Origin of the sequence: Chryseolinea serpens (assembly GCF_900129725.1) — a bacterium.
Classification (GTDB): Bacteria; Bacteroidota; Bacteroidia; order Cytophagales; family Cyclobacteriaceae; genus Chryseolinea; species Chryseolinea serpens.
On record NZ_FQWQ01000006.1, the window covers coordinates 351,921 to 376,874 of the forward strand.

Genomic DNA, 24,954 nt, shown 5'->3' on the forward strand with positions numbered 1-24,954 from the left:
TAAACTTGCTAAAGATCCTGTTTATCTTTGGGAAAAAGCTGTCCTTGTTTCACAACATCCTATCCGCCGACGTCCAACGCTTCATTCACGAACACGACCGTGACGACGTGCGCGCACTGGTTTTGAAACATGCCGCCGTGAATGGTGTTCCGATGTCCATCATAGCCGAACAGATCTCCGGTCGAAAAAAAGCAAAAGAAAAAATTCCGCTCCTCGTCGAGACTGCCGGCATTGTTTATCCACCGAACCTTAATCTTGAGCAAAGCTCTTCCCAAAAAACAGCGCTCTACAAAAATACTCTACTCAAAGATGTCCAATCGAAAGATCGCTGCGTGGACCTCACCGGCGGATTCGGCATCGACGCGTTCTTTTTCAGCAAAGTTTTTCGGGAAGTTCTGTATGTTGAGCCGAATGAAAATCTTCTTCGCCTGGTGGAACATAACCATAAGCAACTGGAGGCCGACAATATTCTTCATCAAGTAAACACCGCCGAAAAATTCCTGACCGACGCGTTGTCGAAGCAAACGAAACTGGATCTTGCCTACATCGATCCATCCCGCAGAAACAAGATCAACAAAAAAGTCTTTTCATTAACGGAATGCGAACCCGATGTCACAACGCTGCTGGATACAATTTTCAAGATAACAGACGTGCTGTTGATCAAGGCCTCTCCCTTACTAGACCTTCATCAAGGCCTGTTGGAATTGAGGTTTGTTCAAAAGATCATTGTGGTTGCCGTGGAGAACGAGGTGAGGGAAGTGCTCTTTTTATGTGTGAAGAATTTCGAGGGCGAGCCTTTGATCCAACCCATCAATCTTTTAAAAGATGAGAAGGAAGAGGCGTTGTCCTTTTCGTTTTCTGAAGAACGTGCGGCCACATCAACTTTCTCGGATCCACAGAAATTTCTCTACGAACCCAACGCTGCCATCCTGAAAGCCGGCGCATTCAAAATGATTTCACAAAAGTTTCAGCTAGCAAAACTACATCCGAGTACACACCTCTATACGTCCTCCATACTTCTTGAAAATTTTCCTGGAAGAGTATTCGGGATCCTGGAAACGCTGAAAGCTTCTCCAAAATCAGTAGCGAGCCAATTTCCGGAAGGGAAAGCAAACATCACCACGCGCAACTATCCGTTGTCCGTAGAAGAACTCAAGAAAAAAACGGGACTGAAAGACGGCGGCTCAAATTACCTCATCGGCTTTTCGGGGCAACAAGAGAAATTTCTCGTGGCGGCCAAACGTCTGCAATAGAACGTTACAATACTTTCAGGATATCGTCCACCGGCGTCTCACCATTGAAATGTTTCACGAGGGCGTGGTCCTCGGAGTAAACATATAATGAAGGAGCGGAAATGGGCCCAAACGTGTTGACGATCTTTTCCACCGGGGTCAACGCAAAATGAACATTTATTTGATCGTTGAATTTATACTCCTTGGCAAACGCCTCCGATTCCTGCACCGTGGAGGCCGTAATAAAATAAACCTCGTAAGACTGCAGGGCTTCGATGTGCTCACGCAGTGCCGTAGACTCCCGCTGGCAATGGTCGCAATCGGGTTGGTATAAAATTAAAATGATTTTTCCTTTCAGGGTCCGCAGGTTCACCGGCGTGCCGTTCAGGAGATTGACGGTCAGTTCGGGCAGCTCATTTTTTGCCGGTTTGGGCGCCGGAACAGCTGCAACGGTGTCCGCGCTGGCCTGCGCACTGTTGGTTTCGGTGTTGGTTGACTTTCCACAAGCGGCGAAAAGCACGATCGAAAATAGAACGAAAAGTTGGGTTAGTGTCCTCATGGCATGATCCAGATAAAAAGCCAATATACCAGATAACTCACGATCCCCACACTGCCGTATAACTTTATCACCTTGCGCCGGTTTTGAACACCCTCCCACCAAAGCATGGCCCAGGGTCTGAAAAGTCCGATCACCATAAAAAGAAACGACGTTACACTGCAAAACAGGAAAATCTGAGGAAAGAATTTCATGGATCAAAAATAACGGAATTTTCGTTCTCCCTTTTTGGATCGGCATAGACCCCAGCCCTATCTTTGTGGCCTTTGCCGCTTTCCCAAGCAGCAGATAGTAAAGACACCGATATTGAGGGCGAATGATTTCTTAAGCATCTACACCGCGGATGGTTTCATAAAGACCGTAGCCGCAGGGATAAAAGCGTCCAATCACAAAAACACCCAACTCAAAGGATTATCCGGAAGCCTGGACGCCCTGGTGATGGCCGCCGTCTTCAAACTCCACCACCTCGACCACGTGGTCATTCTCCACGATCGCGAAGAAGCCGCCTACTTCCAAAACGACCTCCAGAACTTGCTGGGACGGGAAATTCTTATTTTTCCCATGTCCTATAAACGCCCCTACGAATACGACGAAACGGAAAACGCCAACATCCTCATGCGGGCAGAGGTGCTGAACAAACTGGCCAACAAAACGTCGCCCGAGATCATTGTCACCTACCCGGAAGCCCTCAGCGAGAAGGTTATCAATAAGCGATCGCTCGCCTCCAATACCTTCACCGTGACGCTCGGCGAAAAGCTGGATGTGCCGTTCCTGGAAGAATTTCTTCACAACTACGATTTCGAAAAAACAGACTTTGTTTACGAAGCCGGACAGTTTGCCATCCGGGGAGGCATCATCGATATTTTTTCGTTCGCCTATGAGTTGCCCTACCGCATCGAACTCTTTGGTGCCGAAGTAGACAGCATCCGAACCTTCGACCCGGGCTCCCAACTGTCGGTGGATGCGTTGGAAAAAGTCAACATCATTCCCAACGTCCAGTCCAAGCTGATGCAGGAAGAGCGCCAATCTTTTTTGGAGTTCATCGCACCCGATACGCGGCTTTGGTACAAGGACGTGCAGCTCACGCGCGATGTGATCCAGAAGAGTTTTGAAAAAGCAGAGCAGTCCTTCCAAAACATCAAAAAAACAAGCGGCACGCAGGTAATCTCCTCTGCCGACAAATTGTTTGATAACGGCGAAGCATTCACCGTAAAAGCCGCAAGCTTTCATGCCATCGAGTTCGGCAGCCGCTTTCGTTTTAGCGACGGGCAGCGGTTCGATTTCCACTCGTCGGCACAACCGTCGTTCAACAAAAACTTTGAACTGCTGGCCAAGGACCTGTACGATCAGCAAGTACAGGGCTTTAGCAATTTCATTACCGCCGATGTGCCGCGTCAAACCGAGCGTTTGAAAGGCATCTTCGAAGAGATCAATGCAGAGCTCCGTTTTCAACCACTCGATTTCGCGATGCGGCAGGGATTTATCGACGCCCAGCTAAAGATTGTTTGTTATACGGATCACCAGATCTTTGAGCGCTTTCACCGCTATCGCAGCAAAGAAAAATTTACAAAATCGAAGGCGCTCACCTTGCGTGAACTGCAAACCCTGCAGCCCGGCGATTTTGTGACCCACATCGATTATGGCATCGGCAAATTTGCCGGCCTCGAAAAAAAGGAAGTGAACGGCCACGACCAGGAAGCCATCCGCCTGGTGTTCCGCGACGACGATTTGCTTTACGTAAGCATTCACTCCCTTCATAAAATTTCAAAGTACTCCGGCAAAGACGGTTCACCACCCGTCATCAGCAAGCTGGGCTCACAGGAATGGGAAAACAAAAAATCTAAGGCAAAGAAACGCGTAAAGGATATTGCGAAAGAATTGATCTCGCTTTACGCCAAACGAAAATCTGCCCCTGGCTATGCTTTCCCACCCGACGGATTCCTGCAAGCGGAATTGGAATCGTCCTTCATGTATGAAGACACCGCCGACCAGGCCCGTGCCACAGAAGATGTGAAGCGCGATATGCAACAACCCCACCCCATGGACCGTCTCGTTTGTGGCGACGTGGGTTTCGGAAAAACCGAAGTGGCCGTGCGCGCTGCATTCAAAGCCGCCACCGAAGGAAAACAAGTAGCCGTGCTGGTGCCCACGACCATCCTGGCCATGCAACATTATCGCACGTTCAGTGAACGCCTCTCCGCTTTCCCGGTAAAGATCGACTACGTTTCCCGTTTCAAAACGGAAAAGGAGATCAAGCAAATTCTGGAAGATGTAAAGTCGGGCGACATCAACATTCTCATCGGCACACACCGTGTCGTGAGCAAGGACATTGAATTTAAAAATCTGGGACTTTTGGTCATTGACGAAGAGCAAAAATTCGGCGTGAAGGTAAAGGACCGGCTAAAAGAATTGAAGGTAAACGTAGACGTGCTCACCCTCACCGCCACACCAATACCCCGGACGTTGCACTTCTCCTTGATGGGCGCACGCGATCTCAGCATCATCTCCACGCCACCACCCAATCGCCAACCGGTAACCACCGAGTTGCACACCTTCGATGAAGCCCTCATTCGCGATGCAGTGAGCTACGAGTTGCGCCGCGGCGGACAAGTCTTCTTTGTGCACAACCGCGTCAGCGATATCGAATCCATCGCCAACGTCATCTACCGTCTTGTCCCCGACTCGCGCATCGGCATAGCGCACGGACAAATGGAAGGCGACAAATTGGAAAAGGTGATGATGCGATTTATTGACGGCGAATATGATGTGCTGGTGTCGACCAACATCATCGAGTCGGGATTGGACATTCCCAACGCCAACACTATCATGATCAACCACGCCCATATGTTCGGGCTTTCAGATCTGCACCAAATGCGTGGTCGCGTGGGCCGGTCGAACAAAAAAGCGTTTTGCTATTTGCTCACACCCCCCACATCCTTGTTGACGGCCGATTCGCGCAAGCGACTCGGAGCCCTCGAAGAATTCTCCGAACTGGGCGACGGCTTCAAGGTGGCCATGCGCGACCTCGACATCCGTGGCGCCGGCAACTTGCTCGGAGGCGAGCAAAGCGGTTTCATCACCGACCTCGGTTTCGACACCTATCATAAGATCCTGGACGATGCCATCCAGGAATTAAAGGAAACCGATTTCAAAGATCTCTTCACCGCAGAATTGGAGGAAAAGGCAAAACTTATTGTTCAGGATTGTGTGATCGAGACCGACCTGGAAATACTGATCCCCGACAACTATGTGAACAACATCAGCGAACGGCTGCAGTTGTATTCACGGTTAGACAACATCAAGGACGAAAAGCAGTTGAAAGAATTTTCAGACGAGGTGCGCGACCGCTTCGGACCGTTGCCGCCGGCTACTGAAGAGCTGGTCAACACCGTACGCCTGCGTTGGTTAGGGGAGAAGTTGGGATTCGAAAAGCTAAGCTTGAAAAGTGACAAGATGCGCGCATTCTTCGTAAGCGGCAACGACAAGTACTTCAGCTCGGATGTTTTTGGGGGCATCCTTTCCTTTGTCCAAAAACATCCGCGTCAATGCAAGATGAAAGACAGTGCCGGAAAAGCGATGCTGGTGATTGAAAGTATTAAGACCGTGGACGCCGCCATCGACCTTCTCGGTCAAATGACCATTCAAACCCCTAAATCGGCCAAGGAAATCCTATCCAAATAAGGCTCCAGCCCGAGGGTTTTCTCAAAGGCATTGATCATGAGCACCTTTTGGTAGCGGGGAGAATAGAAAACTTCGATGAAAAAACCATCTGTAAAGTATAAGAAAACCTTACAGTCAGAAAGGGTGCGCTGCGACAGGTAGTTGCCCGAAAACGTAATCACATCACATTTCTTCTCGAAGGGCATTACTCTAAAATCTTCCAGGGTGTACATACTTTGTGTGCTTTGCACAACCCAGTAGAAATTCTATGCCACTCACTTTGGCCCTTCAAAATGTTCACTAAACGCCATTAGCTAAACTTCGGCTTCCCAATTCTGGAGAACACTTTCCCGAAACAATAACTACCTGGGCAAAGCGTTCTTAATCCGCGCGTTTCTGTTCCATTACTAGTTGATCAATAAACTTGCACCAACTTGGAAAACATCTGATTATCCATTTAATTAGCATTCTGTTTAAACTCGAAAATCAAATGAGGTATTCACTCAGGGTTGTTTTGTATGTAATAGGCGGTTCAGTTGCCCTGACCTCCTGTTCACTTTTTGGAGGCAAAGGCGGTAAGCCGAATGCCCAGAACCCAGGTCAGAACAGTACGGCCACAGGCTTGGCGTACAATGACGAAGATCAGGGCGGTTTCATGGTGAATCCCTACGAAGGCCAACCTGATGCACCGAACATGGTGTTCATCGAAGGTGGTCGCGCCGTAATGGGTTCCTTTGAAGAAGATGTTATGTCCTATCGCGACAACATTGAAAGAACAGTTTCCGTCGCTTCTTTCTACATGGACGAAACGGAAATTGCAAACGTGCACTGGCTGGAATACATGCACTACCTCGCGAAAGATTCCTCGCAGGAAGCCTACCAGGCCGCCCTTCCCGACACTACCGTGTGGGTTGGAAAGCTTGCCTTCAACGATCCTTACGTAGAACATTATCTCCGCTATCCCGGCTTCCGCTATTTCCCTGTTGTGGGGATCACCTGGAGCCAAGCTAGCAAATATGCTGTGTGGAGAACCCGCGCGGTAAACATCAAACTGGCTGAAGATGCCGGCGAAGAATATGCAGAAAGCGATGGCCGCATTCCCCTGGAATCTGGTATCGTGGTCCCTGCCTACCGCCTGCCTACCGAAGCAGAATGGGAATACGCCGCCCAAGCCCTCATCGGCACCCAATGGCTGGAAGAATTGCAAACCCACCAACGCATTTATCCTTGGGACGGCCACGCGGTTCGTAATCCTTATGGAAAACAAATGGGCTTCATGCTGGCCAACTTCAAACGCGGCCGCGGTGACTATGCCGGTATCGCCGGAAGACTGAACGATGCTGCGCTGATCACTTCTTATATATATGAGTATCCTCCGAACGACTACGGTCTGTACAACATGGCCGGTAACGTGAGCGAATGGGTACAAGATATCTACCGCCCGATGTCCTTCCAGGATTTCGACGATCTGAACCCTATCCGTCGCGATGGTTTCCTCGATCCCGCTTCCGGAGCAAACTCTGGTTATAACAGCGACTTCGAAAAGAACCCCGAAGCATTCACTTCGCTCATCACCGACCGTGCCCGCGTTTACAAAGGCGGTTCATGGAAAGATGTGGCTTACTGGATGTCGCCCGGTACCAGAAGATACCTCGACCAGGATTCTGCCACGGCTACAATCGGTTTCCGTTGCGCCATGATCCGCGCCGGTTCGAACTACTAAGCCTCACGAGATCAAAAATATAAGACCCCGGCTAATCCCCGGGGTTTTTTTTATGTCTCGGCAATACAGGCAATGCTCAGCTCCGAGCATCCTTCTTTAAACAAAAGTTGACCGCAGGCCTCCAACGTGGCACCCGTCGTGACGACATCGTCCACTAAAAGAATCCGTTTGCCCGCGAGGTTTTCGCGACGGTTTAACTGGAAGACCCCTCTCATATTTTCCAGCCGATCCAATTTGCTTTTACGGGTCTGAGTCTCCGTTTTTTTCCCTCGCGCCAGCGTGCTGTCGGAAAACGGAATTCCTAACTTCTCGGATAAACCCTCAGCAAACTTGGCACTTTGGTTATAGCCGCGTCTCCTTCTCCGGGCCGGATGCAGGGGCACCGGCAAAATAAGGTCGAATGCCTGGCCCAGCCCACCGGCGATCATTCGCTCGCCGTACACTCTGCCCAGCATGACGCCGATCTCAGGGTGATTTTTGTATTTCAACTGGTGGAGCACCTGCTGAACCCGCCCGTTCTTGCTGAATTTAAACAGGGCCATCGCCCGCGCCAGGGGCATTTGCAGTGAGAGTCTTTTATATAGAGCGTTCTCCTGGTACAGGTGATCTTCTGTTTTGGCCATCTCCAGCATACAGGTGGTGCAGATCGTTTCTTCGCCTTTCACCAACGCGTCGCTGCATCCCAGGCAATAGCGCGGGAAAAAAAGATAGACAAAATCAAGCAGGATCTCCGTGAATCTTGAATTCATGGTTTAGGGATTATATTTGCCGCTAACAGTGTTTCTAAGTTAATTCAAAATCAAAGTTTTTTCTATATGGGATTAGTGGAAGATTTCAACGGCTACCGGAGCAAAATGAACGAAAAGATCATGGACTCCGACAGCCTCATCATCAAACGTATATTCAACCTCGACACCAACGCATACACCGAAGGACACCTCGATCTCAAATCCAAGGAATTGATCGGGCTCACCTGTTCGCTGGTGCTGCGGTGCGACGACTGCGTGAAATATCACCTGGGCAAAAGCAAAGAGGTGGGCCTCACCACCGAGCAGGTGAATGAAGCCATGGGGATAGCCACCCTTATTGGGGGAACCATTGTAATACCGCACCTGCGTCGGGCGTTTGAATACTGGGAAGAGCTGAGCCATGTTTAAGCGCGACCTCGACCTGGAACGAAGCTGGGCCTCGCTCACCACGAGCCTGGAATCGCTCATGGGCAAAAAGCCCAAAGATCTCAATGGCGTGCTTTTTCTCATCGGTGTTCAGGAGCTCGGAAAAGGAAAGCGGGTTTTTAGCAAAGAGGAAAAACAGGACCTCATGCACATCGGCATTTGCAAGGTGTTGAGCCTGGCAGGCTATTATGAGTTGGAGGGACTGGATCAGGATGGATGGCCCCACTGGAAAATGGTGAAAAAGCTTCCGCACTTCGACCTTCTGGAACAGGAGAAACTGCTGAAGCTGCAGGTCCTCGAATATTTCGAGAAGGAATTTGAATGGTCATTCGAAAAGCCGCCTCAGTCACCGGACGCCTGAAGTGCAATCCCGTTCGTGATTTTGTGAAACGCAGGGAAAGCCACTATCTTAGGAGTGTTTCAACTTTGAATGATATTATTGCGTTTTTGATCATATAAATACTATTGGTTATGGGAGCAGGAGTGGAGCGCATTCATGAAAAGATAGGGTCATTCAAGAAAAAGTATTACCTCAACATTTTTGTGCGAGGTGCTATTCTCACCTTGTCTATTCTCATCTCGTATTTTCTGATTGCCGTTTTGCTGGAGTACAATCTCTGGCTTGGACCGGTGGCACGGTTTTCCATATTCCTGGCTTTCTTCGCCGTCGTCGCGTTTTGTCTTTACCGGTTTTTGAAGGATCCACTACGGTGGTGGTTTGCAAAACAGGGTCTTTCCGAGGAACAAAGCGCCCAAGTGATCGGGAAATACACGCCCACCGTAAAAGACGGACTACTCAACCTCATCCAGCTCTCGGCAACACAAAAAGATTCCGCTTTGGCTTATGCCAGTGTCGAACAAAAGTCCAGGGAATTTGAGTCGGTTTCGTTTGATAGTTTTATCGATCTGCAGCAAAACAAACAGTATGTAAAGTACCTCATCGTGCCGCTGTTGGTCATCGTCGGAATTATTTTCATCAACCGGAGCATCCTCACCCAAAGCACCGACCGAATCGTCCACTTTACACGCCACTATTCTCCGCAGGCACCCTTCAAATTTTTAGTAGACCCCGAATCCCTCACAGCCTTTCACAATGAGAAGCTTACGCTGAACGTGCAGCTGCAAGGGGAAGCGTTGCCTGAAAGTGTCTACCTGCTTTCGGGAAACCAGCGGCTTAAACTTGAGCACTTGTCGGCCGATCAATATTCTTATGCCTTTGAAAATGTTCAGGAAGCATTCGACCTTCAGTTTGAAGCGGCCGGATTTTTCTCAGACGTCTATCACGTAACGGTTTCGGCCCGACCGGAGCTTTCCAACTTTAGCGTCGACCTGCAATTCCCGCGCTACCTGCAGCGGAAGAACGAACGGCTTAACAACGCCGGCAACCTGGAAGTGCCGGAAGGTACGGTGGTGAAATGGAACCTGGCAACACGCGATGCACAGCAGGCCAGCATTCTTTTTTCTTCTGAAAAATCACCGTTCGACATGCAGGAGTCCGGTGGTGATTTGTTTAGCTACGGAAAAGAATTCAGGAACCCCGATCAATACGAGATCATCCTGAAAAACGACAAGACAAAAAATAAAGAACGCATCGCCTATCACGTGGACGTGATCAAGGACGAGTTCCCCAAAATTCAGGTCAACAATTTCAAGGACTCCGTGCTCTACAAAATGGTGGTGCTGAGCGGGCTGGTCGGCGATGATTATGGGGTGAGCCAATTGGCGCTTCATTTCAAGATCAGAAATGAAAATCAAAAAGAGATCCTCAGCGAAACGTCGGTCATTCCCATAGCCAAAAACCAGCTGCAACAAAGTTTCTTCCATCCTTGGCGGCTGGATTCCCTGGACCTGAAGCCGGGCAACCAATTGGAATATTACCTCGAGGTTTGGGACAACGACGGCGTGAACGGAAGAAAGTCAACCAAGACCGCACGCTACACCTTCATGGTTCCTTCGGAAGACAACCTGGTGGCCGAGATCAAAAGCTCACAGAACAAAACGCAGCAGAAGATCGACCAGAGCGCCGGCAAAGCCAACAAGCTTCACGAAAAAGTAGAGGAGGCCAACCAAAAGCTGAAAGGCAAACAGAGCCTCGACTGGCAAGACAAAAAAATGCTGGAAGACATCGTCGACCAAAAACAGGGACTCGACAAGTTGGTGGAGGAATTGAAAGAACAGAACAAACTCCTGGAACAGAAAAAAGAAGCCTTCACTAAACAAGACGAGCGGATCAAGGAGAAGGCGGAGCAGATCCAAAAACTGATGAACGAGCTCCTGGATGATGAAACCAAGAAGCTGTTCGAAGAACTTCAAAAACTTCTGCAGGAAAATAAAGATGTTTCACAAATCCAGAAAATCCTGGACAAGCTGAACCAGAACACAAACAACCTGGAGAAAGAGCTGGAAAGGACACTGGAATTGTTCAAGCAATTGCAATACGAATTCAAGCTCGACCAGGCCGCTCAGGATTTGAAGAAATCCATGGAAGAACAAAAAGCATTGCTGGAGAAGACCGAGGCGCTTGAAAAAAACACCGAGGCAAAAGCCAACAAAGATCAAAAAGCCGATAACAAAAAAGATAAAAACAAAGACGCCAAAAATCAGGACAATAAAAACCAGGACGGAAAAGATCAGGACGGTAAGAACAAGGACGGAAAAGATCAGGACAGTAAGGACAAGGATGGTAAAAACCAAGACGGCAAAAATCAGGATCAAAAGAACGACGGCGACAAGAGCGACAAGAATAACGAGGACGGAAAAAACAGCGAAAGCCAGGAGCTGGCCAAAGAACAGGATAAACTGAAACAGGATTTCCAGAAAACAGCCGAGCAGATCGAAGAATTAAAGAAGCTGGGCAACGAGCTGCAGAAGGACGACGACCTGCCCTCGGAGAAATCTTCGGAAGAAGTAGAGCAAGACCAGGAGGAAAGCAAAGACCAACTCGAGCAGGACAGCCCTTCAAAATCAAAGAGCTCACAGCAAAAGGCCCTTCAAAAAATGCAGAAGATGCAACAGCAAATGGAAGGTGCGCAAGAGGGGATGGCCATAGAAATGGACATGCAAAATCTGGAGGCGCTCCGCCAGATCATCCACGGCCTGGTGAAACTTTCGTTCGATGAAGAGGGCTTGATGAAAGGATTTAGTGAGCTGAACCAGAACGATCCCAACTTCAACACCATTGCACAAAAGCAATTAAAGCTCAAAGATGATGCTAAAGTATTGGAAGACAGTCTGTTAGCTCTTGGAAAGCGTGATCCTTACATGAATTCGATCGTGACAAAAGAGGTTGGCGATCTGAATGAACACCTCGATAAAGTGATTGAAGCAAACCGCGAGCGCCGCCGGCCCCAAGCTGCGAGCGAAATGCAAATGACGATGACGTCCATCAATAACCTGGCCCTTATGTTGGATGACCATTTCGACATGATGACCCAGATGATGCAAAACGCAAAGCCGTCGATGGGCAAGTCAAAGAAGAAAGGGCAGAAGCAAAGCCTCAGCCAGATGCAACAACAATTGAATCAGAAAATTCAGGAGTTGAAGGGAAGTGGAAAGCAGGGTCGCCAGCTCTCGGAGGAATTGGCGGAGATGGCAGCCGAACAGGAAAGGATTCGGAAGGCGCTCCAGGAGATGCAGGAAAAGATGAAAGATGGAAAAATGCCGGGTGGCGATTTGCAAGGCAAGATGGAGCAATCGGAAATGGACTTGGTGAACAAGCAACTCTCGGAGCAATTGATCAAGCGTCAACAGGAAATTGTAACGCGATTGCTGGAGACCGAGAAGTCGGCACGCGAACAGGACATGGATGAAGAGCGCAAAGGCGAAACAGCTAAGGACTATGAAAAAGAAATACCCAAGGCCTTTGAAGATTATTTGCGTCTAAAGGAAAAAGAAGTAGAATTGCTTAAAACAGTGCCACCTAAGCTTTACCCATATTATAAGAAAGAAGTGAGTGAATATTTCAAAAGAGTGGGTGAGCAATAAAACCCTAATGCCAAACAAATAGTTAAGAGAAACGTACAAAACTCAGCATGAACACGATTAACATCCAGGTTCCGTCTATCGGAGAGAACATTAGAATGATTGAGAGTTTTATTGACAATGCGAAGGAGAAATTTCACCTGGACGACGACATGTACGGCAACATTATGATCGCTGTGACTGAGGCCGTGAATAACGCCATCAAACACGGAAATGCCAACGACAAATCGAAGAACGTATTCCTGAGCCTTTTCCTGGACGACTCGATGTTGAAATTTATCATAAAGGACGAGGGCACTGGTTTCGACTACGCAAACTTGCCCGACCCCACCGCTCCCGAAAATCTGGAGAAATTGGGTGGCCGTGGCATCTTCCTGATGAAGCACCTTTCCGACGAAGTGAACTTCAAGGAAAACGGCCGCATCGTTGAACTGAGCTTTTACATGAACTCCTAAATGTCGTCCATCCGATTCTTTGAGGAGGACATCACATTCCAAATCCCGCATCCGCGGAAGACATCAACCTGGATCAAGTCTGCGATAGCAAAAGAAAAGAGAATGCTCGGTGAGCTGAACTTTATCTTTTGCTCAGACAACCACCTTCGCCAGATCAACATCCAGTATCTCAACCATCACACCTTTACCGACATTGTGACCTTCGACACCAGTGAGGAAAAAGGTCTAATCTCCGGCGACATCTTTATCAGTATAGACCGCGTACAGGAAAACGCTCAAAAGTTCAAAACTACGTTCGACCACGAGCTACACCGGGTCCTCATTCATGGGGTACTTCACCTGGTTGGCTACTCCGACAAGGGAACGGACAAGAAAGCCGCCATGCGCAAAAAAGAGGATGCTTATCTATCTTTGCGTAAGTAAGTTCCACGTGGAACCTAAGCTTATCCTCATTGCTTGTAGAAGTAGCGTTCCACGTGAAACAAATTGTGGAATTGTTGATGAATTTTGTGGGTAAGTATCAGGTTCCACGTGAAACCTTTTTAAAAACACGCATATGTTTCAAGAATACGATGTAATTGTGGTGGGGGCAGGCCATGCGGGTTGCGAAGCAGCTGCCGCTGCGGCCACTATGGGGTCAAAGACCCTATTGGTGACGATGAATATGAACACGATCGCCCAGATGTCGTGCAACCCGGCTATGGGTGGGGTGGCTAAGGGTCAAATCGTAAGAGAAATAGATGCCTTGGGTGGAATGTCCGGAATTGTGTCGGATAAGTCCATGATCCAGTTCAGAATGCTAAATCGCTCCAAAGGTCCCGCCATGTGGAGCCCCAGAACCCAGAATGATCGGATGAGATTCTCCGAAGAGTGGAGACTGGCCTTGGAGCGCACCCCTAATCTCGACTTCTGGCAGGAAATGGTCAAAGAGATCCTCGTGGAGAACGGAAGGGCAGTGGGAGTGAAGACGGCACTTGGGTTGGACATCCGGGCCAAGGCTGTGGTGCTCACCAACGGCACTTTCTTGAATGGAAAGATCCATATCGGGGAAAAGAACTTCGGTGGGGGACGAACAGCTGAAAAGTCGGCCACTGGATTGACTGAACAACTCATTACCCTTGGATTTGAGGCTGGAAGAATGAAAACGGGCACGCCTCCCCGCGTAGATGGCAGAAGTCTCGATTATTCTAAGATGGAAGAACAACCCGGCGACCTGGAGCCTGGAAAGTTCTCCTACTCCGACACTCAGCCCCTTCAGAAACAAATCAGCTGTTGGATCACCTATACGAATGACACGGTCCATAAGGAACTTCAAAAAGGCTTTGAGAAATCGCCGATGTTCCAGGGCCGCATCAAGGGCCTTGGTCCCCGGTACTGTCCCTCTATAGAAGACAAAATAAACCGGTTCGCGGAAAGAGACCGCCACCAGATCTTTGTTGAGCCCGAAGGTTGGAATACGGTCGAGATCTATGTGAATGGATTCTCCACGTCCCTGCCCGAAGATGTCCAGCACAAGGCCCTTACCCGCATTCCAGGTTTTGAAAAGGCTAAGATGTTCCGGCCCGGGTATGCAATAGAGTATGACTTCTTTCCACCAACGCAGCTCGGCTTGAGCCTCGAAACCCAATTGATTCAAAACCTCTACTTCGCGGGGCAGATCAATGGCACCACTGGCTATGAAGAGGCGGCTTGTCAGGGACTCATGGCGGGCATCAATGCCCACCAGAAGGTCCACGGAAATGACCCTTTCATATTGAAGCGCTCGGATGCGTATATCGGAGTGTTGATCGACGACCTTGTCAGCAAGGGTACCCAGGAACCTTACCGGATGTTTACATCCAGGGCCGAATACCGTATCCTGCTGCGGCAGGACAACGCCGACATCCGGCTAACCGAACTTGGACATTCTATTGGACTGGCAAGTGATGAAAGAAATGAAAAGGTCCTAGCCAAGAAACGGGATGTGGAAGCCCTTACCATTGAACTCAACAAGACAAAGCTCGAACCGGAATCCATAAACGAAGGACTAGAAGGTCTCCAGACTACAGCCATTCGCGAAAAAGTTGCTGCAAGTCACCTGTTGAAACGTCCTCAAATCGGTATCACGTCTCTGAAAGGCATCAACTCAGATCTCGAAAGGCTTCTGAATAAATACTCTATCGAAGTACAAGAACAGGCCGAAATCAACATTAAGTACGACAGCTACATCGAACGCGAGGAGCAACTGGTGCAAAAGCTGGGCAACCTCGAGAACTTTAAGATCAGAACCGATTTCGACTATGATCGCGTGAAAGCTTTGTCATCCGAGGCCCGCGAAAAACTGAAGCGAATAAAACCCGAAACCGTCGGCCAGGCATCACGCATCAGTGGCGTGTCTCCCGCCGATGTTTCTGTACTTACAATCTATATGGGTAAATGAAAGAATTGAAGAGCTGTCCCGTCTGCCAAAGTATCTCGTTTCAGAAGTTCATCACTGCTAAAGACTATACCGTTTCACGGGAAACATTTGCCCTGGTCAAATGCGATAGTTGCGGATTTATATTCACCAACCCCATTCCCGATCCAGAGAGGCTAGGAGAATACTACCTCTCCGACGATTACATATCCCACTCAAAAAAAGCAACCGGCGTTATCGACAAGATCTATGTCGTGGCCCGAAGCTTCACATTGAAATGGAAATTGGGTCTCATTCAGAAATACACCGGAAACCAAGACAAAACCATTCTTGACTACGGCTGTGGCACAGGCGACTTCTTGAAAGCCTGCAAAGACAAGGGCTGGGTCGTCACCGGCGTCGAGCCTTCCGAAAAAGCGAGGCAACTAGCCACGGACCAAACCGGTGAAAAGATCGCAGCATCATTGAAGGATGTCGAAACAAAAGAATTCAATACAATAACACTTTGGCACGTACTTGAGCACATCGAGGACCTGAACCACACCCTCCAACAATTAAAGGACAAGCTCAGTCCAAACGGCACACTCCTGATCGCCGTGCCAAACCACGCCGCTTGGGACGGCACCCACTACGGACAATATTGGGCGGGATATGACGTGCCACGACACCTCTGGCATTTCACTCAACAAACCATGACGACGCTCTTGACGAAGAACAACCTTAAACTCGATGACATCGTACCGATGAAACTCGATGCTTACTACATTAGCTTACTCAGTGAAAAATATAAAGCCAACGGTAAGGCTGGACTCGCTGGCATGATAATCGCAGCCGCAAACGGACTCCGGTCGAACCTCAGCGCCCGGAAAAACAAAAACTATTCGAGCCTTATTTACATTGTGAGAAAATGAATCTCCGAAAGCATCTTCATTGGTTAATGTATCCACTGTTCTTTCTGGCCTGCGCCCGACAGACCACTCCCACCGGCGGCCCGAAAGACAGCCTCGCGCCAAAGTTAGGGCCCAGCATTCCTGAAAATGGACAAATTAAATTTAAGGGAAAAAGTGTAGAACTTACGTTTAATGAGGCTGTTCAGGTCAACAATCCAAAGGAACAAATCATCATCATTCCTTCCGTAGGCAAAGATTTCGAGGCGACCGCCAAAAAGAATAAAGTCGTGCTTACGTTCAAAGACAATCTAAAGGACAGCACAACCTACTCCATCAACTTCCGCGAAAGCGTTCAGGATCTCACAGAAAAGAACCCAGCCAAAAATCTTAAGCTCGCGTTCAGCACCGGCGACTACATAGACTCACTCTCCATCGAGGGTTTCATCTTCGATCCTCTCAAAGGCAAAGAAAGCAAAGACGCCACCGTCGCGTTGTTCCAGGCCGACACCTTCAACATCTTCAAACACAAGCCCGTCTATCTGACCAAAACCAATGAAAAGGGAGAATATATAATAGAGAACCTCAAACCCGGCGACTACTATTTATACGCCATGGAAGACAAGAATAAGAATCTCCTAGTAGACAGTAAATCAGAGACTTACGGGTTTGTAGCCCAAAAAATAACGCTCACCGAAGACATCAAACAAGAAGATATCCCGGTCATTAAATTGGATACACGCTCGCTAAAGCTCACAAATTCAAGGCCTTACAATACCTACTTCAACATAAAGACTTCCAAGAATCTGGATCACTACCATCTTACGCCCACAGAAGGCGAGATCCTCCTTTCGGCTTTCGCGGAGGACCAAAGCAATATCCGCGTTTACAACACCATCGAAGACAAAGACAGTTTGGCTGTCAGGTTCAACGCCTACGACAGCGTGAACAATTCTATCGATACTACCGTGTATATCAAATTCACCAAGCGCGAAGTGAAGAAAGATCCCTTCAAAGCAACAGCCTCTCAATTCAAAGTCATCGGAACAAAGGGAATTCTAAGGGGGACCATTTCCTTCAATAAACCCATCGCGGCGATAAACTTTGACAGCATCTATTACCAGATCGACTCCGCCAAAGTAGTACCGATCCTGGCCGAGGATATTAAGATCGATAGCGCTCACAATAAGGTTATCATCGAGAAAACCTTCGACAAAACCCTTATCCCAAAAAAACCAGACCCTTCGACGGAACCCCCGAAAAAGAAGGAAGCGCCAAAACCACCGCCGCCCAAACCAGCCACTGCCGCTGCCCCCACACAAGGTCCAAAAAAACCGGTGGCACAACCAAAGCCTGTGCAGAACCAATTCATCACCAGCAAAGGAACCTTCATCAGCGTCGAGCTAGACAGTTCCGCAGCAACTCGTGAAACACTGAAGCCCTCAACTCTCGAAGAAACTGGAATCATTTTCATCGAAGTGAAAACGGAAGAAAAAAACTTCATCATCCAGCTGCTCAACAAGGATTTCAAACCGGTTGCGTCGAAGACAAATACCGCCAAAACTTCATTTGAGGATCTCGATCCGGGCGAGTATATGATCCGGCTCATTATCGACAAGAACGGCGATGGAAAATGGAGTCCCGGAAATTTCCAGTTGCGTGAAGAACCCGAGCCAATAGTTTTCTATAAGAACGAAAAAAACACGCAAACCGTAAATCTCAAGGCAAATTGGGAGCTTGGACCATTGTTAATAAGCTATTGACAACTTGTGGATTGATGACAGCAACTTGGGCAAAAAACCGATAAATACCCCAATTCGCGGAAAGAGAAAATCTGCTTGTGCATAAGCAAACGGTTACCCACAACGTTTACATACCTAATGATCCACACCTCATCTATACACACCCAAAAACATTGTTGACAACCTCCTAAGCCGCTGATAAAGAAAAGATTAATATATATTTGAATTCTACATAACTTCCACAATCCAAACCGGGTAAAGGTTATACACAATTGAACATGCCTAATAATATCTATATATATATATCTTATATAAGATTAATAAGGAACACCCTATTCGGGATAACTTTTCTTCTCCTTTTCTCTTGTTTTTCCGTTTTCGCTCAGAACCAGGATGACATTCAGCTGGCGAATGAATATTTATTAAAAGGCGATAAGAAAAAGGCGCTGGAGCTTTATCGCGATCTGGCCAAAAGTGATGTGAACACACCGTTTATTTATAACAACTATTTGAACGTGTTGCTTGACCTGGGCAATTTCGATGAGGCGCAAAATTTCTTAAAAAAAATCTCGAAGCGCGACCCGCTTAATATTCAATACAGGCTCGATGTAGGTCTCACCTATGTGAAGGCCGGGGACATGGCCCGTGCGGATAAATATTTCCGGGAGCTGATCGGCGAAAGCAAGACCAACGTGCAGCGCATAAAAATGATGTCGGACTATTTTATGTCGCATTCGCTGAATGACTACGGGATCCTTTCACTGACGGAAAGCCGCGAATCGCTTGGCAACCCCTCGCTGTTTTGTCTGGAGCTGGCGATGCTCTATCGCATAAAAGGAAACCAGGATAGAATGGTGCAGGAATATCTGAACTATGTCACCCAAAATTCCGGCAACATTCAATATGTAAAAAATGTCATGCAGGCCCTGCTCACCAAACCGGAGGAGCTCGAAAGCCTGGAGCGGCTGCTATACGACAAGGTGCAACAATATCCCGATGTGGAAGTGTATGCCGACCTGCTGATCTGGGTGACGATGCAGCAGAAAAATTTTTATGGATCGTTTATCCAGGCCCGGGCGTATGACAAACGCTACAAGCGCGACGGCGAAAAATGTATGGAAGTTGCACGCGTTGCGCTGGACAATGAAGATTATGACACGGCTTTAAAAATTTACCGCTACCTGATCCGGGAGTATCAGGGATCCCCAAATTATTTATTGGCACGGCTAGGATTGATTCGCACCCGGGAAGCCCGCGTGAAAAATACCTACCCGGTAAAAATGGATTCGGTGAAAATTTTGATTTCGGACTACAAAAGTTTTATAAAACAATATCCCGACAACGTGAATTCGCTGGAGGCTTCCAAGAGCGAGGCCATGTTGTTTGCGAGCTACCTCGATCAAAAAGATTCGGCTGTTCATATCCTGGACAAGTTGATCGCCAATCCGAAAGCCACGCTCTATTTGAAATCGAAAGCCAAGCTGGACCTGGGTGATATTTATATGCTGAAGGGCGAACCATGGGAATCTTCTTTGCTGTATTCGCAAGTTGAAAAAACGCAAAAAGAGAATCCGGTCGGCTACGAAGCAAAATTGAAAAATGCAAAACTCTCCTACTACAAGGGCGACTTCCGCCTGGCGCAAGAACACCTGGACATTTTGAAACAGGCCACCACCCGCGAGATCGCGAACGACGCGTTGGACCTGAGCATGCGCATCAAAGAAAATGTGGCGATCGACTCAACCGGGGAGGCACTAAAACAATATGCGTCGGTTGAGTTGCTGTTGTATCAAAACAAAACTGAGGAGGCGTTGAAAAAAATCGAATTCCTCAAACAAGGCACCTCGGGCACCGGCGCTTCTTTTTCGAACCAGACGATCCTGGACGACGTCTATTTCCTGGAGGCCAACATCCGGATGCAGCGGGGTGAGTTTGAAAAATCCCTCACGCTCCTTCAAAAAATAATTGACGACTACGGCGACGACATCCTGGCCGATGATGCCTATTTTCTGCAAGGGGAGATTTATGAGCGCCAGCTAAAAAATAAGGACAAGGCAATGGAGATTTACCGCGACTTCCTTTCGAAATATCCCGGAAGCGTTTTCGCGGCGGAGGCCCGCAAGAGGTTCCGCCAGCTTCGCGGAGATTTTAACGGACAGGAGCAGCCCGCCCAATTCTAAAAAAAATTTAAAAGCCCGGTCGTCACACCGGGCCTTTTTCAGAATCCATTTTTGAAAATCGCGGCCGTCCTTTTACTGGGCTCCGATCCGAAAAAATTTTTAAAAGCCAGACCGCTTGCCGGGGTAGCACGCTAATTTTATATCTTCGGAAGAATTATGGTAAAGCGTATCCTCTGGGTTATTCTGGCATTGATCGCCGTTTTGGTCGCTATTCTCATATTCAATGCCGTAACGTTCAAATCAAAACAACTACCCATCGCTGCCTTGCCGGCTCCGGCAGTGCCGCCCACGGCGTTGGAACACCTGCAGGAAGCTATTCGCTTTAAAACCATTTCGTTCAATGATTCAACCTTGTTGGACACGGCCCAATTCTTGGGATTTCATCGCTTTTTGGAAAAAACCTATCCGGCGGTGCATTCAAACCTGGTACGGGAAAAAATAAAGAAATATAGCCTGCTCTATTTCTGGAAGGGGAAAAACTCATCGCTGAAACCCATTGTACTGATGGCCCACCAGGATGTGGTTCCCATCGAGGAAGCTTCAAAAAGCAACTGGACGGTCGAACCATTTTCCGGCGACGTGAAGGATGGCTTTATCTGGGGCCGGGGCTCGGCCGACAACAAGATCAATGTGATCGGCATTTTTGAAACCATCGAAAAACTTCTGAAGGAAAGCTATCAACCGGAGCGAAGCCTCTACTTTGCCTTGGGCCATGACGAAGAACGCGGCGGAACCGGAGCCGTGGCCATCGCCGCGGTTTTAAAGCAACGCGGTGTTTCCGCCGAAATGGTGTTGGACGAAGGCGGGATCGTTACCCGCGAAAAGGTGCCAGGCATGACCAAACCGGTTGCGCTGATCGGCACCGCCGAAAAAGGATACCTGACATTATTGCTTTCGGTTGACAAAAATGGCGGGCACTCCTCCATGCCCGAACAGGAAACGGCGCTCGATATTCTTTCAAAAGCCGTGGTGAACATCCGCCAGCATCCTTTCCCGGCAAATTTTGCGCCGGCAACTGTCGGCTTCATGAACCACGTGGGTCCCGAAATGCCTTATCCTGAAAAATTAGTGTTTGCCAACACCTGGCTTTTTAAAAGTGTGGTTATCGGCATTTATGAAAAAAGTCCAGGAGGAAACGCTGTGGTCAGAACTACCGCCGTGCCCACGATTTTTAACGCCGGCATGAAAGACAACGTGGTACCCACCAAAGCCACCGTCACCATGAACTTCCGCTTGCTCCAGGGTGATGGATCGGAAAAAGTGATTGCCGAAATAAAAAGGATCATTCAAGATGACCGCGTGTCGATTGTTGTGTCGAAGGAATTTTCGGCAGAGCCCTCGGCCACTTCACCCGAGGACGGCTTTGGCTATAAACACGTTGACGAAACCGTTAAAAAAACCTTTGCTGAAACGGTCACAACGCCTTTTCTCATGATCGGCGGGACAGACTCGCGACATTTCGGAGAAATATCGACCAACATCATCAAGTTCAGTCCCATGACCGATCCGATTGGATTTCATGGTATTGACGAGCGTGTGAGTTTGGAGAGCTATCAGCAGACACTTTGGTTCTATGAACAATTGATCCGTCAGTAAAAAAAATCAAATGGCGATAACTTCATCGCCGGTCTTGATCAATCCTCCCTGGATCACCTTCGCTGTGATGCCGCCGTGACCTCGCATGGCATTGTATCCTCCCGTTCCTAAATTTTCTTCCATCCGCGAACAAGGATGACATTCTCCGGAATATTGAAAAACAGCTTCCCCGATAGAAAATTGTTTTCCCTTTAACGCCAACAAATTGATGCCCTCGACCACGATGTTTCTTCGCGTTAGTTCAGGCTCCACGGATGAGCGACCGAGAAATGACGCCACGTCTTTCAGATGTTCGGCTTGAATGAAGGTGACCTGGCGTATTCCTGAATTTTTGTAGCGATCGCCTTCAAGCCCGCGGGCTTCGATGGCGACGACCTGGTCGAGCACTTTGACCGGCTCGCGGCGCTGAGGACGCACGCCGATGTAGACCACCCGGCCCGGCTTGGCAAAACCGTTTTGAAGTTCCTTTAATTCCATCACCAGCGTTCTCTTCAAATTTAACAGAAGTCGCCGGGCGAAGTTCAGCGAATTTTTAAAATGAATCCGCGTGTTAGATGTTCCACCAGTAGGTTAGCTTCACTACCAGCGCCCGGGTTTTCACGACAAAATTTTCCGGAAAATAATTATCCGTGTAAACGATAAAAAGATCCGAGGCGGGTTTGTAGCGCCACTGCAGGCGAGTGTTGAGGTTCACATTTTTTAATTGCTGGTTGTACTGAGCGTAGGCTGTGAAGAAAAGCTTGTTGGTCATCGTCACATCCAGCTTTGGGCCGACCAACCAGAACTTGGTTTCCCCCCAAGGCAGCGGCAGCCGGAGGTCGTTATAATTGAAGGTCACCAAAAGACTCATGTAGGGTTGAAACCGATAGCCTACCTCGCCGCCAATATTGAAACGCGTTCCGTTGGCATAGTATCCCCCGTAGCGCGTGGAGAGCGCATACGTAAAAATACTCTGGGGCATCGAAGTGAAATCGGCACCAACAGAATTCCACCAGTGCCGGGTGCCAACGCTGAGGGAATCCTTTCCGGAATTTGTCGGGTCAAAAGCCTGCAGCAATTGCACATAGTCGTGCATGCCGTAGACATTCAGTACGCTTTGTTTGCGGAAGGTGATGGCATACGAAAAGATGCTTTCGTTGTCGGTTTGTTTGAAGGAAGGGTTGTAGAAGTAGGTCGATGTAATTTTCGGTCCGTGGCTTAAGATCAATTTTCCTTTGGGAAAAAATAGATACTGCGCGATGGGATTTATCTTGACGTAGTTGCGGCGCGGCACATAGCCCACCTCCGGATTATAGTTTTGTCCCACCACTTCGTGCTGCCAGCTCAACAACCAGCGGCGTGTCGAATATTGCAGGTTGGCGGCATGCGTGAAATCCTTATCCTTTTTATCCGGACTGAAGGATTTTAACCCTAAGATTTTTCCCGTCCACACGTTGTTGGACGACGCAAGATTATATTCCAGTCCGATGTTTCGATTGTATTGGGAATACACCGGCACCGCAGGATCGTCCGACGGTTCGTAGTTGAGAGACTTTTTGTTGATAAAGATCATCCCGATGTTGGAGCGGGAGAAAACCCGCCGCTGTAAAGCCATGACGGCGAAATTCTGTCGGGGCAGGTTCTGGCTCTCCACATCGGCGGTTTGCATGTCCATGGCACCGACGCGCCAGTTCTTGTTTATTTTACCGCTGAAGCGGGCGCCGTATTGAATGGGGACGTTCAACCCGATGCGCCGCGAAAAAAACGGGCGAATGTTGGCGTACCCGAAATTGGCAAAAAGGTCGCCGTTCTCCAGGAAGAATTGGCGGCGCTCCGGGAAGAAGAGTTCGTAGCGATCGAGGTTCGTTACCTGCCGATCGACATCCACCTGCGAAAAGTCGGGATTCACGGTGAGGTCGAGGTTGAGCGAAGAGGTGACGGCAACTTTTGCATCCATCCCGATTTCCTTTTTGTAAGTCGTCGATGTGCCGTCGGTAAAATTTTTACTGCCGCCGCCGAGGGCATAGGGAATCAACGAAATGTTCGGACCCACCTGGGGAGGCGCTTCATCCCAGTTCAGCGTACCGGTGTAGGCCAGCGACGCCGTGGGAAACTGACGGGGCACGGGCGCCCAGCTGGATTTTTCAGTGGTCTTCAAATCGAGCCTGCTGAAATTGATGCCCCACTGGGTAATGCCTTTTTTATACCGGATCGACTTGAACGGAATGGCCGCTTCAAACACCCACTTTTCGTCGTCTTTGGTGACAACGGAGGTCCATTTGTTATCCCAGCTCAGGTCAACCTTTCCACCTTCATACATAATGCCGTCCCACTGCGCGCCGGCAGCGTTGGCGCCAAACGAGAAGCCGTTGGTCTGGTCTTCGAACGTGTCCATGAAGAGCAGGAAGTTGTCGTTTTTGCCAAAGGTGAAATCACGGCGCAGCGACTCCACAAAATATCTTCCGGGAAGCAAATGAAAACAGGTGGCGATCAGGTAAAGATGCTCATCGTCGTAGCTCATCCTGACTTCCGTTCTCACGCGGGCCGCACTGGTGTCCATGGGGAGCACCATGTAGAAATCAGTAGCCACTTCGGCCTTGCGCCAGGTTTCTTCATCCAGGATGCCATCGATCTTAATGGGAGAGGATGCCCGGTGGAGGTTTAGCTGATAGGACTCGTTTTTTTTCTGGGCCCAAAGAGAAACGCTCAAAAGGCAAAAAAGGGTGATAAGGGGGTGTCGCACAAAGCAATTTCACACTCTCAAATCAAATGGGCAAAGCGATATCGGATGGACGGATAACAAAGCGAAAAAAAATTTCTGTGAAGAGTGGAAAAGGCCACGGGGAGGCTGCAAAGGGCTGTTTCGGAGATTTGTAAACTATTTTATGAAATAGTATGCATGCATAACAAATTTTATTACCTTCGTTTCCACTTCCTGAAAACGTATGCGGAGAGAAGAAACCGTAGATCACAACATCAAGGCCGCCTGGCATGCTATTTCCAGAATGTACAATCAGCAGGCCAGCAAACACGATATTACAACATCTATTGGATTTGTTCTACTCAATATTCACTCCGACCAAGGAACTCCCGCCACCAAGATTGCACCGTTGATGGGTTTGGAAGCCCGCAGCCTCACACGCATGCTGAAGACGATGGAGGAAAAAAAGCTAATCTATCGCGAGCCTGATCCGCTGGACAAACGTTCCGTTAGAATTTTTTTGACCGCGATGGGCAAACGTAAAAAAGAAGTTTCGCGCGAGACCGTTCTGTTGTTCAACAACAAAGTGCGCGAGCTGGTGCCGGAAAGCAAACTGAAAATTTTTTTTGAAGTGATGACCGAGATCAACCAGTTGGCTAGTGCCGGCATGGCGGAGATGCAGAAAGTTTAAA

Annotated in this window: 20 protein-coding genes; 14 read left to right on the plus strand and 6 right to left on the minus strand. The window is 48.6% G+C overall.

All coding sequences use genetic code 11. From position 1 onward, the window contains the following. The first annotated feature begins 5 nt into the window (after positions 1-5). Positions 6-1,253 carry a THUMP-like domain-containing protein gene (locus BUB30_RS32960; protein ID WP_178377250.1) on the plus strand — a complete coding sequence of 416 codons (1,248 nt, stop codon included), beginning with the start codon at positions 6-8 and terminating at the stop codon, positions 1,251-1,253. A 4-nt stretch (positions 1,254-1,257) separates the two neighbouring features. Here BUB30_RS32960 and BUB30_RS34735 read toward each other — a convergent pair whose 3' ends face one another. Continuing rightward, on the minus strand, positions 1,258-1,791 hold the full coding sequence (locus BUB30_RS34735) for a peroxiredoxin family protein (protein ID WP_143165181.1): 534 nt from the start codon (positions 1,789-1,791) through the stop codon (positions 1,258-1,260). After that, entirely contained in the window at positions 1,788-1,982 is a 195-nt protein-coding gene (locus BUB30_RS34985; RefSeq protein ID WP_073143066.1) for a hypothetical protein, read from the minus strand. The genes BUB30_RS34735 and BUB30_RS34985 overlap by 4 nt, the downstream gene beginning before the upstream one ends. A 112-nt stretch (positions 1,983-2,094) precedes the next feature. Here BUB30_RS34985 and mfd point away from each other — a divergent pair, with 112 nt between their 5' ends. Beyond that, positions 2,095-5,469, plus strand: coding sequence for a transcription-repair coupling factor (gene mfd / locus BUB30_RS32975; protein WP_073143068.1), 3,375 nt, complete (start codon positions 2,095-2,097; stop codon positions 5,467-5,469). On the opposite strand, the gene BUB30_RS32980 is transcribed toward mfd, so the two are convergent. Further along, on the minus strand, positions 5,430-5,681 hold the full coding sequence (locus tag BUB30_RS32980; RefSeq protein WP_073143070.1) for a hypothetical protein: 252 nt from the start codon (positions 5,679-5,681) through the stop codon (positions 5,430-5,432). The genes mfd and BUB30_RS32980 overlap by 40 nt on opposite strands. Positions 5,682-5,938: 257 nt before the next feature. On the opposite strand from BUB30_RS32980, the gene gldJ reads away from it, so the two are divergent. Continuing rightward, positions 5,939-7,171, plus strand: coding sequence for a gliding motility lipoprotein GldJ (gene gldJ / locus BUB30_RS32985; RefSeq protein WP_073143072.1), 1,233 nt, complete (start codon positions 5,939-5,941; stop codon positions 7,169-7,171). A 50-nt stretch (positions 7,172-7,221) separates the two neighbouring features. Here gldJ and BUB30_RS32990 read toward each other — a convergent pair whose 3' ends face one another. After that, a complete protein-coding gene (locus BUB30_RS32990) occupies positions 7,222-7,920 on the minus strand; it encodes a ComF family protein (RefSeq protein WP_143165182.1) in 699 nt (232 codons plus the stop codon). 66 nt (positions 7,921-7,986) lie between these two features. Here BUB30_RS32990 and BUB30_RS32995 point away from each other — a divergent pair, with 66 nt between their 5' ends. The 10 genes from BUB30_RS32995 to BUB30_RS33040 all read left to right on the plus strand — a co-directional run bounded on the left by BUB30_RS32995 (position 7,987) and on the right by BUB30_RS33040 (position 21,582). Continuing rightward, positions 7,987-8,328: a carboxymuconolactone decarboxylase family protein gene (locus BUB30_RS32995; protein ID WP_073143074.1), complete on the plus strand. Its 342-nt coding sequence runs from the start codon at positions 7,987-7,989 to the stop codon at positions 8,326-8,328. Then, complete coding sequence (locus tag BUB30_RS33000) at positions 8,321-8,707, plus strand: hypothetical protein (protein WP_073143075.1); 387 nt, start codon at positions 8,321-8,323, stop codon at positions 8,705-8,707. Before BUB30_RS32995 ends, BUB30_RS33000 begins: the two co-directional genes overlap by 8 nt. Positions 8,708-8,817: 110 nt before the next feature. Beyond that, positions 8,818-12,330: a DUF4175 family protein gene (locus BUB30_RS33005; RefSeq protein WP_073143077.1), complete on the plus strand. Its 3,513-nt coding sequence runs from the start codon at positions 8,818-8,820 to the stop codon at positions 12,328-12,330. 47 nt (positions 12,331-12,377) lie between these two features. Next, positions 12,378-12,782 (plus strand): ATP-binding protein, encoded by a 405-nt coding sequence (locus BUB30_RS33010; protein WP_073143079.1) that lies wholly within the window; start codon positions 12,378-12,380, stop codon positions 12,780-12,782. Further along, the gene (ybeY, locus tag BUB30_RS33015) at positions 12,783-13,205 is read left to right on the plus strand and encodes an rRNA maturation RNase YbeY (RefSeq protein WP_073143081.1); all 423 of its coding nucleotides are present in this window, start codon (positions 12,783-12,785) and stop codon (positions 13,203-13,205) included. Between the two features lie 133 nt (positions 13,206-13,338). Next, a complete protein-coding gene (mnmG, locus tag BUB30_RS33020) occupies positions 13,339-15,201 on the plus strand; it encodes a tRNA uridine-5-carboxymethylaminomethyl(34) synthesis enzyme MnmG (protein WP_073143083.1) in 1,863 nt (620 codons plus the stop codon). After that, positions 15,198-16,088: a class I SAM-dependent methyltransferase gene (locus BUB30_RS33025; protein ID WP_073143085.1), complete on the plus strand. Its 891-nt coding sequence runs from the start codon at positions 15,198-15,200 to the stop codon at positions 16,086-16,088. Before mnmG ends, BUB30_RS33025 begins: the two co-directional genes overlap by 4 nt. After that, positions 16,085-17,827, plus strand: coding sequence for an Ig-like domain-containing protein (locus BUB30_RS33030; RefSeq protein ID WP_084138528.1), 1,743 nt, complete (start codon positions 16,085-16,087; stop codon positions 17,825-17,827). The genes BUB30_RS33025 and BUB30_RS33030 overlap by 4 nt, the downstream gene beginning before the upstream one ends. A 257-nt stretch (positions 17,828-18,084) precedes the next feature. Further along, positions 18,085-19,986, plus strand: a complete 1,902-nt coding sequence (locus BUB30_RS33035) for a tetratricopeptide repeat protein (protein ID WP_073143088.1) — start codon at positions 18,085-18,087, stop codon at positions 19,984-19,986. Between the two features lie 156 nt (positions 19,987-20,142). After that, positions 20,143-21,582 (plus strand): M20 family peptidase, encoded by a 1,440-nt coding sequence (locus tag BUB30_RS33040; RefSeq protein WP_073143090.1) that lies wholly within the window; start codon positions 20,143-20,145, stop codon positions 21,580-21,582. Positions 21,583-21,588: 6 nt separating this feature from the next. Here the strand turns inward: BUB30_RS33040 and BUB30_RS33045 are convergent, their stop codons facing one another. Next, positions 21,589-22,077 carry an MOSC domain-containing protein gene (locus BUB30_RS33045; protein WP_317044241.1) on the minus strand — a complete coding sequence of 163 codons (489 nt, stop codon included), beginning with the start codon at positions 22,075-22,077 and terminating at the stop codon, positions 21,589-21,591. 55 nt (positions 22,078-22,132) lie between these two features. Continuing rightward, positions 22,133-24,271, minus strand: a complete 2,139-nt coding sequence (locus BUB30_RS33050; protein WP_245804217.1) for a DUF5916 domain-containing protein — start codon at positions 24,269-24,271, stop codon at positions 22,133-22,135. A 235-nt stretch (positions 24,272-24,506) separates the two neighbouring features. On the opposite strand from BUB30_RS33050, the gene BUB30_RS33055 reads away from it, so the two are divergent. Further along, positions 24,507-24,953 (plus strand): MarR family winged helix-turn-helix transcriptional regulator, encoded by a 447-nt coding sequence (locus BUB30_RS33055; protein WP_073143095.1) that lies wholly within the window; start codon positions 24,507-24,509, stop codon positions 24,951-24,953. Position 24,954: the final 1 nt, after the last annotated feature.

What these genes read in the sequence shown, in the direction of transcription:
- mnmG (WP_073143083.1), top strand. Translation starts at nt 13,339, where the DNA reads ATGTTTCAAGAATACGATGTAATTGTGGTGGGGGCAGGCCATGCGGGT.
- BUB30_RS33055 (WP_073143095.1), top strand. Translation starts at nt 24,507, where the DNA reads ATGCGGAGAGAAGAAACCGTAGATCACAACATCAAGGCCGCCTGGCAT.
- BUB30_RS33035 (WP_073143088.1), top strand. Translation starts at nt 18,085, where the DNA reads ATGCCTAATAATATCTATATATATATATCTTATATAAGATTAATAAGG.
- ybeY (WP_073143081.1), top strand. Translation starts at nt 12,783, where the DNA reads ATGTCGTCCATCCGATTCTTTGAGGAGGACATCACATTCCAAATCCCG.
- BUB30_RS33005 (WP_073143077.1), top strand. Translation starts at nt 8,818, where the DNA reads ATGGGAGCAGGAGTGGAGCGCATTCATGAAAAGATAGGGTCATTCAAG.
- gldJ (WP_073143072.1), top strand. Translation starts at nt 5,939, where the DNA reads ATGAGGTATTCACTCAGGGTTGTTTTGTATGTAATAGGCGGTTCAGTT.
- BUB30_RS32980 (WP_073143070.1), bottom strand. Translation starts at nt 5,681, where the DNA reads ATGTACACCCTGGAAGATTTTAGAGTAATGCCCTTCGAGAAGAAATGT.
- BUB30_RS33040 (WP_073143090.1), top strand. Translation starts at nt 20,143, where the DNA reads ATGGTAAAGCGTATCCTCTGGGTTATTCTGGCATTGATCGCCGTTTTG.
- BUB30_RS33030 (WP_084138528.1), top strand. Translation starts at nt 16,085, where the DNA reads ATGAATCTCCGAAAGCATCTTCATTGGTTAATGTATCCACTGTTCTTT.
- BUB30_RS33025 (WP_073143085.1), top strand. Translation starts at nt 15,198, where the DNA reads ATGAAAGAATTGAAGAGCTGTCCCGTCTGCCAAAGTATCTCGTTTCAG.
- BUB30_RS33000 (WP_073143075.1), top strand. Translation starts at nt 8,321, where the DNA reads ATGTTTAAGCGCGACCTCGACCTGGAACGAAGCTGGGCCTCGCTCACC.
- BUB30_RS34735 (WP_143165181.1), bottom strand. Translation starts at nt 1,791, where the DNA reads ATGAGGACACTAACCCAACTTTTCGTTCTATTTTCGATCGTGCTTTTC.
- BUB30_RS32995 (WP_073143074.1), top strand. Translation starts at nt 7,987, where the DNA reads ATGGGATTAGTGGAAGATTTCAACGGCTACCGGAGCAAAATGAACGAA.
- BUB30_RS33010 (WP_073143079.1), top strand. Translation starts at nt 12,378, where the DNA reads ATGAACACGATTAACATCCAGGTTCCGTCTATCGGAGAGAACATTAGA.
- BUB30_RS34985 (WP_073143066.1), bottom strand. Translation starts at nt 1,982, where the DNA reads ATGAAATTCTTTCCTCAGATTTTCCTGTTTTGCAGTGTAACGTCGTTT.
- BUB30_RS32990 (WP_143165182.1), bottom strand. Translation starts at nt 7,920, where the DNA reads ATGAATTCAAGATTCACGGAGATCCTGCTTGATTTTGTCTATCTTTTT.